Here is a 13,913-nt window from a genome sequence, read left to right as displayed (position 1 = left end):
TGGCCACCGACAACCCGGTTCCGAAGGCCCCCTTCACCGGCACCCGCGTGATCAAGGGCATCCAGCTCAAGGAGTACGCCTCCTGGCTGGACGAGACGGCCCTGTTCCGGGGGCAGTGGGGGCTGACGAAGGACCTGGTGGAGAGCGAGGGCCGGCCCCGGCTGCGCGGTCTGCTGGACCGGCTCCAGCGGGAGAGTCTGCTGGAGGCGGCCGTCGTGCACGGCTACTTCCCGTGCGTCTCCAAGGACGACGACCTGATCATCCTGGACGAGCACGGCGGCGAGCGGACCCGTTTCACCTTCCCCCGCCAGTCCCGCGGCCGCCGGCTGTGCCTGGCCGACTTCTTCCGCCCCCAGGAGTCCGGCGAGACCGACGTGGTCGGCCTCCAGGTCGTCACCGTCGGCTCGAGGATCGGGGAGGAGACCGCACGGCTGTTCGCGGCCGACGCCTACCGCGACTACCTCGAACTGCACGGCCTGTCCGTCCAGCTCGCCGAGGCCCTGGCCGAGTACTGGCACGCCCGGGTCCGCGCCGAACTCGGTGTCGCGGGCCAAGAGCCGGCACACCTGGAGGGGATGCTGCGCACCGAGTACCAGGGCTGCCGCTACTCGCTCGGCTATCCGGCCTGCCCCGACCTGGAGGACCGGGTGAAGATCGCCGGCCTGCTCCGGCCCGAGCGCATCGGCGTCCGCCTCTCCGAGGAGTTCCAGCTGCACCCCGAGCAGTCCACCGACGCGATCGTCGTCCACCACCCGCAGGCGAGCTACTTCAACGCGGGAGGCCGCGCATGACGAGCTTTTCCTTCGAGTTCTTCCCGCCGAAGACCCCCGCCGGCGAACGAACGCTGTGGCAGGCGATCCGCCGGGCAGAGGCACTGCGGCCGGACTTCGTCTCCGTGACCTACGGTGCGGGCGGCTCCTCCCGGGACCGGACCATCGAGGTCACCCGACGTCTCGCGGCGGAGACGACCCTGCGCCCGGTCGCGCATCTCACCGCCGTGGGCCACTCGGTGGCCGAGCTGCGGCACATCATCGGCGCCTACGCGGACGCCGGCATCACCGACCTCCTCGTCCTGCGCGGTGATCCCCCCGGCGCCCCCAAAGGGCCGTGGGTGCCGCGCCCGGACGGCTTCACCCACGCCTACCAACTGGTCGAACTCGTCCGCTCGCTGGGCGACTTCACCATCGGGGTGGCCGCCTTCCCCGAGCGGCATCCCCGCTCGCCCGACTGGGACAGCGACATCCAACACTTCGTGGCCAAGTGCCGGGCCGGCGCCGACTACGCCATCACGCAGATGTTCTTCCGCGTCGAGGACTACCTGCGGCTGCGCGACAAGGTGGCCGCGGCCGGATGCGACATCCCGATCATCCCCGAGATCATGCCCGCCACCGACGTACGCCAGATCCGCCGTTTCGCCGAACTCAGCGACGCCGCCTTCCCCGAGGACCTGGCCCACCGGCTGGAAGCGGCCCGCGACGATCCCGCCGCGGGCCACCGCATCGGCGTCGAGTACGCCACCGCCATGGCCGAACGCCTTCTCGCCGAGGGGGCGCCCGGACTGCACTACATCACCCTGAACAGGTCCACCGCGGCCCTGGACATCCACCGTAACGTCATCAGTTCAAGGAGCATTCGTGTCGCCTGAGTTCGCGGACTTCAAGGTCGCCGACCTGTCCCTGGCCGCCTTCGGCCGCAAGGAGATCACCCTCGCCGAGCACGAGATGCCCGGCCTGATGTCGATCCGCAAGGAGTACGCCGCCGCGCAGCCGCTGGCCGGCGCCCGGGTCACCGGTTCCCTGCACATGACGGTGCAGACCGCCGTCCTGATCGAGACCCTCGTCGCCCTGGGCGCCGAGGTCCGCTGGGCGTCCTGCAACATCTTCTCCACCCAGGACCACGCCGCCGCCGCCATCGCGGTCGGCCCCGACGGCACTCCGGACAACCCGCAGGGCGTCCCGGTCTTCGCCTGGAAGGGCGAAACCCTGGAGGAGTACTGGTGGTGCACGGAGCAGGCGCTGACCTGGCCGAACACCCCCACCGGCGGCCCGAACATGATCCTGGACGACGGCGGTGACGCCACCCTGCTGGTCCACAACGGCGTCCGGTACGAGAAGGACGGCAAGGTCCCCTCCATCGACACCGCCGAGAACGACGAGCACCGCGTCGTCCTCGAACTCCTCAACCGCACGATCACCGACGGCTCGCAGAAGTGGACCCGGCTCGCCTCGGAGATCCGCGGCGTGACCGAGGAGACCACCACCGGCGTGCACCGCCTGTACGAGATGTACCGCGACGGCACGCTGCTGTTCCCGGCGATCAACGTGAACGACGCGGTGACGAAGTCGAAGTTCGACAACAAGTACGGCTGCCGGCACTCGCTGATCGACGGCATCAACCGTGCCACCGACACCCTGATCGGCGGCAAGACCGCCGTCGTCTGCGGCTACGGCGACGTGGGCAAGGGCTGCGCCGAGTCCCTGCGCGGCCAGGGCGCCCGCGTGATCATCACCGAGATCGACCCGATCTGCGCGCTGCAGGCGGCGATGGACGGCTACCAGGTCACGACCCTGGACGAGGTCGTCGACAAGGCCGACATCTTCGTCACCACGACGGGCAACAAGGACATCATCATGGCCGCGGACATGGCCAAGATGAAGCACCAGGCGATCGTCGGGAACATCGGTCACTTCGACAACGAGATCGACATGGCCGGCCTCGCGAAGATCGACGGCATCGTCAAGGACGAGGTCAAGCCGCAGGTCCACACCTGGACGTTCCCCGACGGCAAGGTCATCATCGTGCTGTCCGAGGGCCGCCTGCTCAACCTGGGCAACGCCACCGGCCACCCGTCCTTCGTGATGTCCAACAGCTTCGCGGACCAGACCCTGGCCCAGATCGAGCTGTTCACCAAGCCCGAGGAGTACCCGACCGACGTCTACGTGCTGCCCAAGCACCTCGACGAGAAGGTCGCCCGCCTCCACCTCGACGCCCTCGGCGTCAAGCTCACGACGCTCCGCCCCGAGCAGGCCTCCTACATCGGTGTCGAGGTCGAGGGCCCCTACAAGCCGGACCACTACCGCTACTGAACCGCCCATCGCGACGGTGCCCGGCCGGGATCTTCCGGCCGGGCACCGTCGCGTGGGCGGACCACCCGGTCCCCCCGGGGGCAGGTGCCACCGCGGCGACAGCCGGCGCCGCCCCGGGGGGGGCAGGGGCGGGGGCGGGGGGAAGTCCGGCGTACCTCCGGGGCGGAAAAGGCGGACCGGAGCGCGAAAAACGGGGGGCGGTCCGTTGGGACCGCCCCCCTGTGGGGGGGAAGGGGGGTTCGAGGACGGCGTCGCTCAGGCCGCGCGGGTGGCGTCCGCGAGCACCTGGTTGACGACGGCGAGGTACTGGCGCGGGGTGTCGGCCTCCTCCAGTGCCTCCTCGTCGAGGGCCACGCCGTGGTCGCGTTCGATGGCGCCGGTGACCTGCAGCAGGGCCAGCGAGTCGTAGTTGAGCTCGGAGAACGGGACGTCCAGGACATCGCCGTCCAGGTCGCAGGTGTCGCTGTCACCGGCTTTGGTGCGCAGCAGGACGACCAGATCCTTTATGTCGAGCGGTTGCATCGGGGCCTCTCTCTTTTCTCGTGCCGGGCACGGTCAGCGGTCGGTGGATCGGTGGATCGGCGCGGGGTCGTCAGCGGTTTCCGGCCCGGGCCGGGTGCCGTGCGCCGGCCCGGGTCCGGGTCCGGGTCCGGGTCCGGGTCCGGGTCCGGGTCCGGGTCCGGGTCCGGGTCCGGGTCCGGGTCCGGGTCCGGGTCCGGGTCCGGGCAGGAACGCCGCGGTGTGTCACCGGGCCACGAGGGCTCGTGGGCCGGGCCCTTGCGGCGCGCCGTGGCGCGGGTCCGGGACCGTGTCCCGCCCCGGCCCCGGTGCGGGCGGGGCGGGGCAAAGGCGTTGCACGACGCGGATGGCACGCCCCAGCAGGCGGGGCAGTGCGCTGCTGCGGACGAAGAAGTGGTCGCCGCCGACCGTGCGTGTCACCACCGGGCCGGCGCTCCAGTTGCGCCAGCCCTCGACGACGGCGGGCGGGGCGAGCGGGTCGCGGTCGGCGGAAAGGGCGAGCAGCGGGACCGGTACCCGGCCGTCGAGATCGGCGGTGCGGCGGGCCGCGGCGCGCAGCGCGTGCGCCAGGCGCAGGTCGTCGCGCAGCACGGGCAGCAGCGCCCGGTGCCAGTAGTCGCCCGGGGTCGCGCCGTCGGGCACGGCTCCCACGGTGCGCAGCCGGTCCATCAAGGTGGCGTCGGATGCGGGGAAGTCGTCGGACAGTTCGTTGGCCCGGTCCGGCGGCGGGCAGGCGCCGACGGCCAGCAGGGCGGGAAGCGGCAGTCCCCTCTCCTGCAGGGCCTGGGTGAGGGTGTGGGCCACCATGGCGCCCAGGCTGTGTCCGTACAGGACGAACGTCTGGTCCGGCTCGGGCCTGACGTGTTCCAGCAGGTCGGCGACGAGTGCCGCGCGCTCTGTCGGGCGGGGTTCACGCCGCCGGCTCTCCCGGCCCGGCAGCAGCACGGGCACGGTCTCGACGCCGGGGCCCAGGGTGCGCGCCCAGCCGTGGAAGGCAGAGACTCCGGCCCCTGCGTGCGCGAAGCAGTACAGCCGTACGGGTGCTGCCATGTCCGCCATGTCCGCCTCTCTTCGGCCCTGGTTCTGCGGGCCTGTCCAGCCTTGCCGACGGTGCTAGAGGCGGGCTCGAAGCGGTCACGACGTCACGGGCGGGTCAGGATGCGTAGAGGTCGAAGGTCGAGCCCCGGCGGGGGCTTGCGGCGACGTCGAGCGCGGGGTCCACGCTCAGCATGGCCTGGTGCAGGCGCTGCAGCTGGGGGGAGGGCTCCACGCCCAGTTCCTCGATGAGCCGTACCCGCAGCTGCCGGTACACGTCGAGTCCCGCGGCCTGCCGGCCCGACCGGTAGAGCGCCACCATGGCCTGGGAGTGCAGTCCCTCGTGCTGGGGGTGACGTGCGATGAGGTCCCGCAGTTCGGCGATCAGTTCGGTGTGCCGTCCCAGGCGCAGTTCGGCGTCGATGCGCCGTTCCACGGTGCCGAGCCTGCTCTCGTCCAGGTGCAGCGTCTCGATGCTCAGGACCGGTCCCACGCGCACGTCGACCAGGGCCGGGCCCTGCCAGAGGTCCAGTGCCTGGCGCAGCGACTGCGCCGCGTGCGCGTCGTCACCGGCTTCGAACGCGGTGCGGCCCGCGGTCACGAGCCGCTCGTAGGTGTGCACGTCGACGCTTTCGGAGGGGATCTGCAGCATGTATCCGCCGTGGCGGGTGACCAGGACGTCCTTGGCGTTGCGCGGGGAGTCCGGCCCCATGGCCGTGCCGAGCCGGCGGCGCAGCTGGAGGATGTAGGTCTGCAGGGTGGTCAGGGCGCTGACCGGGGGCTCGGCGCCCCAGATCTCCTCCATCAGGGTGGGTACGGGCATCACCCGGCCCGGGTGCAGCGCCAAAAGTGCCAGGATCTGCCGCGGCTTGCTCGCCGTCGGCGCGATCGACACACCGCCGATCTCGGCATTCAGTGGACCCAGTATCTGAATCCTCATGTCTCCGGTCCCCCATTCACGTCGTCTTCCCTTCGATCACATGTTCGAAGAGCGTGTGCTGTATGCACCGTAACGCCCCGAGATCGTCCGCACCGGGTTCCTCGAGTCCCCGTCGAGCCGGCTTCCACCCGCCGCACACCGGGCGCCGGGGCGGCGGTGCGGCGCCCCGTGAGCGGCTGCGGCTTCAGCCCGACACCGGCACCAGGCGGCGCCCGGCCCCCGGGGCCGCCGGCGCCTGGTCGGGGCCGGCCAGCAGGACGGAGCGCTGCAGGCGGCCAAGGGCGGCGGACGGCTCGATGCCCAGTTCACGCACGAGGGTGGTGCGCAGCATGCGGTACACCTCGAGGGCCTCGCTGCGGCGGCCGGAGCGCTGCAGCGCCACCATGAACTGCCCGTGGAGGGTCTCGTGCGTGCGGTACCGGCTGGCCAGGACGGTCAGTTCGGGCAGCAGTTCGCGGTGGCGGCCCAGCCTCAGGTCCGCCTCGATGCGCTGGTCCAGAGCGCACAGCCGGCTCTCCTGCAGGCGCCGCGCCTCGATCTCCAGCTGGGGCCCGGACTGGACGTCCACGAAGGGCGCGCCGCCCCACAGGGCGAGAGCCTCGCGCAGCAGGCGTGCCGCGCGCTCGTGGTCACCGGCGTCCATGGCCCGGTAGCCAAGGCCCGCCAGGCGGTCGAACTCGCGCACGTCGCTGGTGCCGCCCCGCGCGTTCAGCAGATAGCCGCCGGGGCACGTCACCAGGATGTCCTTGGCCGTCGCCGCCTGCCCGGCGCCCGCGCCGAGGGCGGCGGTGATCAGCTCGCGCAGCTGCAGCACATACGTCTGCAGGGTGGTCCGCGCGCTGCGCGGCGGCCGCCCGCCCCACAGCTCCTCGATCAGCGAGGAGACGGGCACGGGCTGATCGGCGTGCAGCGCCAGCAGAGCCAGCACCCGTCGCGCCTTGGGCGCCGTGGGGGTGATGGACACCCCCGCCTCCCGTACGTCCAAGGTGCCCAGTACCTGGATATCCACGCCAGCTCCCCCTAGTCGTCGCCGCAAGCGCCGTCCGATCCCGCCGTGGTGGCGAGCAGGGCACCGAGTTAAAAACAGTCCATGCGGTTTGTCAATACCCGGACAGTTGGCCCGTTTACGTCAGAGCCCCCGCGGGGCGGGTGCCCGGCCGCCTGCAGCAGCAGGCCCGCGGCCGTCCCGCCCGCTCCGTGGACGGTTGGCCCGTTTGCGCCGGAGCAGCCCCCGCGGGGCCGGTGAGCGGCCGGCCGCAGCAGGCCCCGCAGCCGCCCCACCGCTCCTTGGACGGCTGGCCTGTTCGGTGTCGGAGCAGCCCTCTCGGGGCCGGGGCCCGGCCGGCCGCGGGTTCCGGCGCGTGCCGCCCGGCCGCCCGCAGCGGCAGGCCCCACGGCCGCCCCCGCCCGCTCCCCGGACGATTGGCCCGCTTACGTCGGAGCAAGCCCCTGCTGCGGCCGGTGACCGGCCGCAGCAGGCCCCCTGCAGCTGCCCCACCGCTCCCCCGGACGGTTGGCCCGTTCACGTCAGAGCCCCCGCGGGGCCGGCGGCCGGCCGCAGCATCAGGCTCCGCGGCCGCCCCCGCCCGCCCTTCGGACGGTTGGTTTGTTTACGCCAGAGTCCCCGCGGGGCCGGCGCCTGGCCGGCTGCGGGTTCCGGCGCGTGCCGCCCGGCCGCCCGCAACATCAAGCCCCACGGCCGCCCACGGCCGCTCCCCGGACAGTTGGCCTGCTTACGTCAGGGCAGCCCCTGCGGGGCCGGGGCCCGGCCGGCCGGCCACAGCAGCAGGCCCTACAGCCACCCCGCCCGCCCCCGGACGATTGGCCCGTTTACGCCAGAGCAGCCCCTGCGGGGCCGGGGCCCTGGCCGGCCGGTCGGCCGCAGCAGGCTCTAGAGCCGCCCCCGCCCGCTCCTTGGACGGTTGGCCTCTTTGGCGTCAGAGCAGCCCCTGCGGGGCCGGTGCCTGGCCGGCTGCGGGTTCCGGCACCGGCCGCCCGGCCGCCCGCAGCAGCAGGCCCCACAGCTGTCCCGCCCGCTCCTCGGAGCGCCACCCCTCGTCCCGGGCCGCCAGGACCTGCAGGCCGATCGTGCTGGTGACCACCGCCGTCTCCACCGCCCGCCAGGAGACGCCGCTCGCCAGTTCGCCCTCGTGCTGGGCCTGGCGCAGCATCTCGGCGACCCATGCCCGCCAGCGGCGGGACAGTTCCAGGCCGCCCTCGCGCGTGACGTCCCCGTCCAGCTGGAATCCGGCCCGCATCACCACGTCGGCCGCCATCAGGGCCGCGAGGGCGCCGGTCGCCTCGGCCAGCAGCTGCAGCCGCGGGAGGGCCGGCCGCTGCCGGGCCTGTTCGAGGATCTGCTCCAGCCTCCTGGCCGCCTCCTCCTCCACGGCGCCGGCCAGGGCGGTCTTGCTCTCGAAGTGGAAGTACAGGGCCCCCTTGCTCACGCCGGCCCGCTCGCTGATCACCGGCAGGGAGGCCGGCACGTATCCCTCGTCGGCGAAAACCTCTGCGGCCGCGCGGATCAGTGCGCGGCGTGTCCGAACCGCACGCTCTTGCCTGACCATCCGATCCTCCCCGGTCGGTTTCGGGGGCCTGGAGTCCGGCCCCCGCCTCACCCCGTCCCCTCACGCAGCACGTGCAATCAGGGCGAGGCCGCAATATTAAACCGTCTGCGCGGTTTTGCATGGGGGGAAGGCCGAAGGAAGTACGGGGCTGGCCGAACAGCTACGCCGTAAAGAGCGCCCGGCTGGAGGCCGGCAGGGCGCCGCGGCGAAGCCCGCCGGCGCCGGTCACCGGCCCGGGCGGGGCCGCCGGGGGTCAGTCGCCGGCCGCGGCGAGGGCTGCCGGCGTCTTGTGCTCCACCTCGGCCATCACCCGGGCGCCCCGGTCGGGCGCGGTGTCGAGCCGGACGAGAACGGCCGGAACCGCGATGGCGGGGAGCACGAAGTCGTACAGGGCCGACATGCGCTCTTCCAGGTCCGCCCAGTCGGTGACGGCCTGCGAGACGAACTGCACCCCGATCCACGCGCCGAGGAAGACCTGGGCGGCCTGCTCGGGCACCACATGGGGAAGCACCTCGCCCCGCCCCTTGGCCTCGGTCAGAAAGGACGTGGTCACCTCGGTCCACGCCGGCCAGGCGCTGCCGAAGACGTCCCGCCCCTGCAGGTCGGCGGACAGCCGGACCCCGGCGAGCAGCATCGGCTCCCGGGGCAGGCGCTTGGCCAGGGTCATGCCGGCGTCCACCCACTCCTGCAGCTTCAGCTCCCGGGGCAGGTGGTACTCCGCCGTGACCTGCGCCTGGAGCACCCCCTGGGCCAGGGCCGCCTTGGAGTCGAAGTGGAAGTACAGGGCGCCTTTGGTGACACTGGCCCTGCTGAGGATCTCGGCGATGGTGGCGGCCGCGTACCCGCGTTCCGCGAAGACGGCGGCGGCTGCCTCAAGAACAGCGCGTCGAGTCTGTACAGCTCTCTCCTGCCGAGCCACGAGACCCTCCTTCTATCAAAATTAAACCAACCACGTCGTACCTTATAACACGGGGCCGGCGGGAAAAACAGGCCGCATGGAATTGTTCTGCGGCCCGGGGAGGCGCGGCCCGCCGCCGCGCCGGGGGAGACAGGGGACGGGAGGCGGGAGCAGGGGGCGGGGGGCGGGCGGATCCGCCGGGGGGCCGGGCTCGTGCTCCCCCGCGGGCCCGCCCGCTCGCCGCCGCCCTCCCCCGCCCGGAAAGAGGGGCGTTCACCAGGCCGTGCGTCCTCCGTCCACCGGGACCGTCGCGCCGGTGACGAAGGAGGCCCGGTCGCTGCACAGCCATGCCGCCGCCTCGGCCACCTCCCGCGGATCGGCCGCCCGGGCCTGGGGGGCCGAACGGCAGGCCTTCTGCTCCGCCTGCGGGTGCCGGGTGAACCAGGCGTCGACCAGCTCCGAGCGGGCCAGGCCGGGAGCGATCGCGTTGACCCGGATGTTGTGGCCGGCGTACTCGACGGCGGCCGCCTTCGTCAGGCCGATGACCGCGTGCTTGGAGGCGATGTAGGGCGCGGCCGTCGAGGAGGCGACCAGGCCGCCGACGCTGCTGGTGTTGACGATGGCCCCTCCCCCGCAGGTGAGCATGGCAGCGATCTCGTGGCGCAGGCAGTTCCACACCCCGCGCACGTTGGTGGCCATGACGTGCTCGTAGGAGTCGTCGTCGATCAGGTGCAGCGGAGTCCTCTCGATGCCGACCCCGGCGTTGTTGAACGCCGCGTCCAGCCTTCCGTACCGGGACATCGCGTGCTCCACCATCGCCCGGGCGTCCTCGGTGCGCGAGACGTCGGCGACGACATAGCTCGCCGTGGCCCCCTCGTCCACCAGCCGGCCCGCCAGCTCGCGCAGCCGTTCCCCACGGCGCGCCGCGAGCACCAGGCGGGCTCCCTGGCGGGCGAAGACCTCGGCCGCGGCCGCTCCGATGCCGCTGCTGGCCCCGGTGATGACCACGACCTTTCCGCCCAGCGGGGCATCACCGTCCGGCACGGACCGCTCCCTCACTGCCCGAAGCAGCGGCACCCGGGGGCCGCGTGTCCCCCCAGAACGTGCCCGCGGCCGCTTCGGCGTCCACCGTCCGCAGCAGCTGCCCGTCGATCTCCCGCAGGCTGCGCACCAGATGCCGCACACCGGCCTCCTCCATCAGGGCCCGCTGATGACCGTGCTCGAAGTCGCCGGGGCAACCGATGAAAGGCACCCCCAGCCGGCAGGCCTCCTCCGCGACCCTGGCCACGTCGTCGACGACGAGCACCCGGTCGCACGGCAGCCGGAAGACGTCCTGGACGATCTCACGGATCCCGGGACGGAAACCGTCGGTGCACACATAACGGGGGCCGTCGAAGAACTCGGCGAACCCGCCGAGATGACGGTCGAAATGCGCCCTGTCCAGCCCGCCGTAACACACGATCCGCAGCCCCAGACCCCGCAGCCGGGCAAGCAGCTGCGCCGCACCCTCCACCACACGCACCGGATGGCGCACAAGGTAACGCTCACGCTCCTCCAGATAGGCGTCCACCACCTGACGCGGCGACAGCGACACCCCCGCCGCCTGCGCGAACACCCGGGCGGCCACGAGCTGGGACTGGGACAAGAGCGCGTACTCGACCTCGGCGGTGTACTCACCACCCCGCTCCACCACCATCTGCCGGATCACCGGACTGAAAGTGTCATTGAGCAGAACACCATCGATATTGACCGCAGCAAGCCGCAGATGCCGCAGACGCTGCACAGCAGTAGACACGTTTCCTGCCTCCTCGGCTACCGGACCCGACCACCGGGCCCCGAACATCAAGGCCACCCACAACCCACGGCGACCACCGGACACAAACAACACAAACAACACGAAGGAGTTGAAAGACACGAAGGATGCAAAGGATGCGAAGGAGATGAAGGACGCGGGCGGGCACGGCCACAGCGGTGACACCACCGGCCACGGGCACGAGACCCCCCACCAGACCGACCGACACCACCACCGCTGCCACCGCCACCGCCGCTGCCGCTGCCGCTGCCGCTGCCGCCTCAGGCATCACAAGCAGCCACACCCGGCAGAAACGAACACCACACCCCAAGACGAGGCGGTCCCGAACGGTGCCCCCAGAGCGGAGCGGTCCCGAACGGTGCCCCTATGGCGGGGCTCCCCCAGGGCGGGGCGGTCCCGGACCGTGCTCCCCCAGGGCAAAACTGTCCCGGCCGGCATCCGCCGCGGGCCGCACCCGGCCGCGGCCCACAACGGCACGACCGGCCCTCCCCGGGCGGTGCACACCCCGGCAGCACCGGTGCCCTCCGCCGGCAAACGGAAACAAGACGGGGCCGGCAGACACCCACGAGCGCAGCACCTCGTCCGCCGCCGCCTCCCGAAAGACACTCCCCCGCCACACCCTGCCTGCCGCTCCGGGCCAACCGGGCCGACCGGGCCGGCCAGGCGGACCGGGCGGACCGCTCCGGGCAGCGACGGCCCGCTCCGGCAGGCCACCCCCCGTCCCGTGACCCGCCCCGCCGACCGGGAGAAGGACGTCCACGCATTCCTTCCCGGCCAAACCCGAGCCGCCCTCGCCACCCACCGCGACAAGACCGCCGCTCAGGCACGGACCCGACCCGCCCACAAACCACTCGCCCACCGGCCGGCAGACACACCCCGGCCCGGCCGGCCCGGACCCGCCCCAAGACGACCACCACAGTGGGCAGCACGCCGGCCATGCGGTGCGGGTCCGCACACCCGCCCCCCGGCCGGACCGGGCATCCCACCAACCGCCCCGACGGACAACGGGCGGGCGAACTCCCTGCGAAGAGCAGCCGGTTGACTGTCCAGCAGACCCGCCGGACAACCGGCCAGATCGTGGACGGTCTCGCCGACCACCCCGACAGGCAACGGGCAGACCAACTCCCTGCGGAGAACGGCCGGCCGGCCATCCGGCAGACCCGCTGGACAACCGGTCAGGCCATGAACGGTCTCGCCGACCACCCTGACGGGCAACAGGCGGACGAACTCCCTGCGAAGAGCAGCCTGTTGGCCGACCGGTAGACCCGCCGGACAACCGGTCAGATCGTGGGCAGTCTCGCCGACCCCCCTGACAGGCAACGGGCAGGCGAACTCCCTGCGAAGAGCAGTCGGCCGGCCATCCGGCCAGGCCGGTCAGGCCGGTCCCCGGCCGGAGCAGGGCGGTCCCCGGCCGGAGCAGGGCGGTCCCCGGCCGGAGCAGGGCGGTCCCCGGCCGGAGCAGGGCGGTGCGCCGTGCGGTGAAGGCACCGGCCGCCGGCGGGCGCACCCGCGTGTGCTCCTCACCGCGGGCGGTGAGCACAGTGCGCACGCCGGCCCGCACGGCAAGCGGCCCGGCACCGTCCGCCTCCCCGCAATCCGGGCGCTCCGGCAGCGGCGGACGTCCCCGAAGACCCGGGGAGCCGGCCGGCAGGCGCCCCGCCGGCCCGTGCCCGGCCATCGCCCCGGCCCCGGCGGCACCCCCTTCGGGCAGCCTGCCCCGGCATCTCGGCCCGCGGGCGCGCCGGGATGCCGCTTCGGTGCGAACACCCCGCCCACCGGCACATAAAACAGCAGGGACAGTTGGTTCTTTCATCGGTCGGCTTCCCCCCGAACGCCGCTCCCACGGCACGGAAAACACAGTGCCCGCCGGCGCCCGCGAGCGGTCCGTCGCGCCGATGGCGCCGGCAGGCCGTGATTCTAAAGGAAAAGCGGCGTTTTGCTACAGGTTTACCGGACCGGCCGGGAAGCGTAGTCACACATTCCGGGCACCGGCATCCGGAACCATGAAATCCGAACGCTTGACCGTTCCTTTACCCAGCGGCAATTGAGAACCAAACCGGTAGGTCCGTATCTTAACGTTCGGACACGCACCGAGCACACTCACCGGGGGGATCGAGTATGTCTTTGGCTTCGCCACGGACCGCCACGCCGACACCTGAGGGACCCGGACTGACCACCACGGTCCCCAAGGAATACGTCCACCGCGCAAGCCTGGCCGAGGTCTTCCTCACCGGGTGGGCACGGCAGAGCGCAACCCGCTTCTCGCTGTGCGGCCAGTGGCCGCGGGCACACACCTTCTTCCAGGCCGCCGACGGCAGCAGCCACGACCCGCTGCTGGCAGCAGAGACGTTCCGCCAGGCCGGCCTGCTCCTGGCCCACACCGAACTGGGAGTCCCCCTCGGACACCACTTCATCATGTGGGACCTCGCCTTCACCACCCGCCCCGACCACCTGCACATCGGCCCCGCACCCACCGACATCGAACTCAGCGCCGTGTGCACCGACATCGTCTTCCAGGCCGGCAAAGCCAGCCGGTTCCGCATGGAACTGTCCATCCACCGCGACAACACCACCATCGCCACCGGCAACGGCCGCTTCACCTGCATCTCACCCGGCGTCTACCAACGCCTGCGCCCCCACCGCCCCAGCCCGAGCAGCCCGGCCCGCCGGCCGGACACCACCCTGCCCCCCGCCACCGTCGGACGCACCCGCCCCACCGACGTCGTCCTCACCCCCACCCAACACCCCGACCACTGGCTCCTCACCCCCGACCCCGACCACCCCGTCCTCTTCGACCACCACGGCGACCACCACCCCGGCATGGTCCTCCTCGAAGCAGCCCGCCAGGCCGCAACCGCCCTCACCCACCCCCACACCATCACCCCCACCACCCTCACCACCACCTTCCACCACTACGCCGAACTCAACGACGACTGCATCATCACCGCAACCCCCACCACCCCACCCCACCAAAACCACACCACCATCCACATCACCGGACACCAAAACAACCAACCCATCTTCACCACCCACCTCACCACCACCCACCCCACCC

Annotated in this window: 13 protein-coding genes; 5 read left to right on the top strand and 8 right to left on the bottom strand. The window is 72.2% G+C overall.

What is annotated here, in order from left to right:
• From ACH4S8_RS44680 to ahcY, 3 genes are all read left to right on the top strand, one after another.
• The coding region (locus ACH4S8_RS44680) for a vitamin B12 dependent-methionine synthase activation domain-containing protein (protein WP_398405035.1) at window positions 1-791 on the top strand (791 nt) is incomplete at its 5' end.
• A complete protein-coding gene (metF, locus tag ACH4S8_RS44675) occupies window positions 788-1,645 on the top strand; it encodes a methylenetetrahydrofolate reductase [NAD(P)H] (protein ID WP_398405033.1) in 858 nt (285 codons plus the stop codon). The genes ACH4S8_RS44680 and metF, both read left to right, overlap by 4 nt.
• Entirely contained in the window at window positions 1,635-3,086 is a 1,452-nt protein-coding gene (gene ahcY / locus ACH4S8_RS44670) for an adenosylhomocysteinase (protein ID WP_398405031.1), read from the top strand. The genes metF and ahcY overlap by 11 nt, the downstream gene beginning before the upstream one ends.
• A 255-nt stretch (window positions 3,087-3,341) precedes the next feature.
• Here the strand turns inward: ahcY and ACH4S8_RS44665 are convergent, their stop codons facing one another.
• The 8 genes from ACH4S8_RS44665 to ACH4S8_RS44630 all read right to left on the bottom strand — a co-directional run bounded on the left by ACH4S8_RS44665 (window position 3,342) and on the right by ACH4S8_RS44630 (window position 10,960).
• Window positions 3,342-3,608, bottom strand: a complete 267-nt coding sequence (locus ACH4S8_RS44665; RefSeq protein WP_398405029.1) for an acyl carrier protein — start codon at window positions 3,606-3,608, stop codon at window positions 3,342-3,344.
• Between the two features lie 222 nt (window positions 3,609-3,830).
• On the bottom strand, window positions 3,831-4,664 hold the full coding sequence (locus ACH4S8_RS44660; RefSeq protein WP_398405027.1) for a thioesterase II family protein: 834 nt from the start codon (window positions 4,662-4,664) through the stop codon (window positions 3,831-3,833).
• A 94-nt stretch (window positions 4,665-4,758) separates the two neighbouring features.
• Window positions 4,759-5,580: a BTAD domain-containing putative transcriptional regulator gene (locus ACH4S8_RS44655; protein ID WP_398405025.1), complete on the bottom strand. Its 822-nt coding sequence runs from the start codon at window positions 5,578-5,580 to the stop codon at window positions 4,759-4,761.
• Between the two features lie 184 nt (window positions 5,581-5,764).
• The gene (locus ACH4S8_RS44650) at window positions 5,765-6,589 is read right to left on the bottom strand and encodes a BTAD domain-containing putative transcriptional regulator (RefSeq protein WP_398405023.1); all 825 of its coding nucleotides are present in this window, start codon (window positions 6,587-6,589) and stop codon (window positions 5,765-5,767) included.
• 928 nt (window positions 6,590-7,517) lie between these two features.
• The gene (locus ACH4S8_RS44645) at window positions 7,518-8,147 is read right to left on the bottom strand and encodes a ScbR family autoregulator-binding transcription factor (protein WP_398405021.1); all 630 of its coding nucleotides are present in this window, start codon (window positions 8,145-8,147) and stop codon (window positions 7,518-7,520) included.
• A 253-nt stretch (window positions 8,148-8,400) separates the two neighbouring features.
• Entirely contained in the window at window positions 8,401-9,066 is a 666-nt protein-coding gene (locus ACH4S8_RS44640) for a ScbR family autoregulator-binding transcription factor (protein ID WP_398405018.1), read from the bottom strand.
• Between the two features lie 252 nt (window positions 9,067-9,318).
• Complete coding sequence (locus tag ACH4S8_RS44635) at window positions 9,319-10,089, bottom strand: SDR family NAD(P)-dependent oxidoreductase (protein ID WP_398405016.1); 771 nt, start codon at window positions 10,087-10,089, stop codon at window positions 9,319-9,321.
• A complete protein-coding gene (locus ACH4S8_RS44630; protein ID WP_398405014.1) occupies window positions 10,076-10,960 on the bottom strand; it encodes an HAD family phosphatase in 885 nt (294 codons plus the stop codon). Before ACH4S8_RS44630 ends, ACH4S8_RS44635 begins: the two co-directional genes overlap by 14 nt.
• Window positions 10,961-11,896: 936 nt before the next feature.
• Here ACH4S8_RS44630 and ACH4S8_RS44625 point away from each other — a divergent pair.
• Together ACH4S8_RS44625 and ACH4S8_RS44620 are read left to right on the top strand one after the other, a co-directional pair.
• Complete coding sequence (locus ACH4S8_RS44625) at window positions 11,897-12,121, top strand: hypothetical protein (protein ID WP_398405012.1); 225 nt, start codon at window positions 11,897-11,899, stop codon at window positions 12,119-12,121.
• An 855-nt stretch (window positions 12,122-12,976) separates the two neighbouring features.
• Window positions 12,977-13,913, top strand: a 937-nt coding sequence (locus ACH4S8_RS44620; protein ID WP_398405010.1) for a ScbA/BarX family gamma-butyrolactone biosynthesis protein, incomplete at its 3' end; no start/stop codon positions are given.

Origin of the sequence: Streptomyces sp. NPDC021080 (assembly GCF_044333225.1) — a bacterium.
GTDB lineage: Bacteria > Actinomycetota > Actinomycetes > Streptomycetales > Streptomycetaceae > Streptomyces.
Note: the sequence above shows the minus strand (reverse complement) of the source record. Positions and strands in the feature narration are given on the sequence as shown.

Excerpts from the sequence above, each read along its gene's own strand:
- ACH4S8_RS44665 (WP_398405029.1), bottom strand. The coding sequence starts at position 3,608 with ATGCAACCGCTCGACATAAAGGATCTGGTCGTCCTGCTGCGCACCAAA.
- metF (WP_398405033.1), top strand. The coding sequence starts at position 788 with ATGACGAGCTTTTCCTTCGAGTTCTTCCCGCCGAAGACCCCCGCCGGC.
- ACH4S8_RS44645 (WP_398405021.1), bottom strand. The coding sequence starts at position 8,147 with ATGGTCAGGCAAGAGCGTGCGGTTCGGACACGCCGCGCACTGATCCGC.
- ACH4S8_RS44655 (WP_398405025.1), bottom strand. The coding sequence starts at position 5,580 with ATGAGGATTCAGATACTGGGTCCACTGAATGCCGAGATCGGCGGTGTG.
- ACH4S8_RS44660 (WP_398405027.1), bottom strand. The coding sequence starts at position 4,664 with ATGGCGGACATGGCAGCACCCGTACGGCTGTACTGCTTCGCGCACGCA.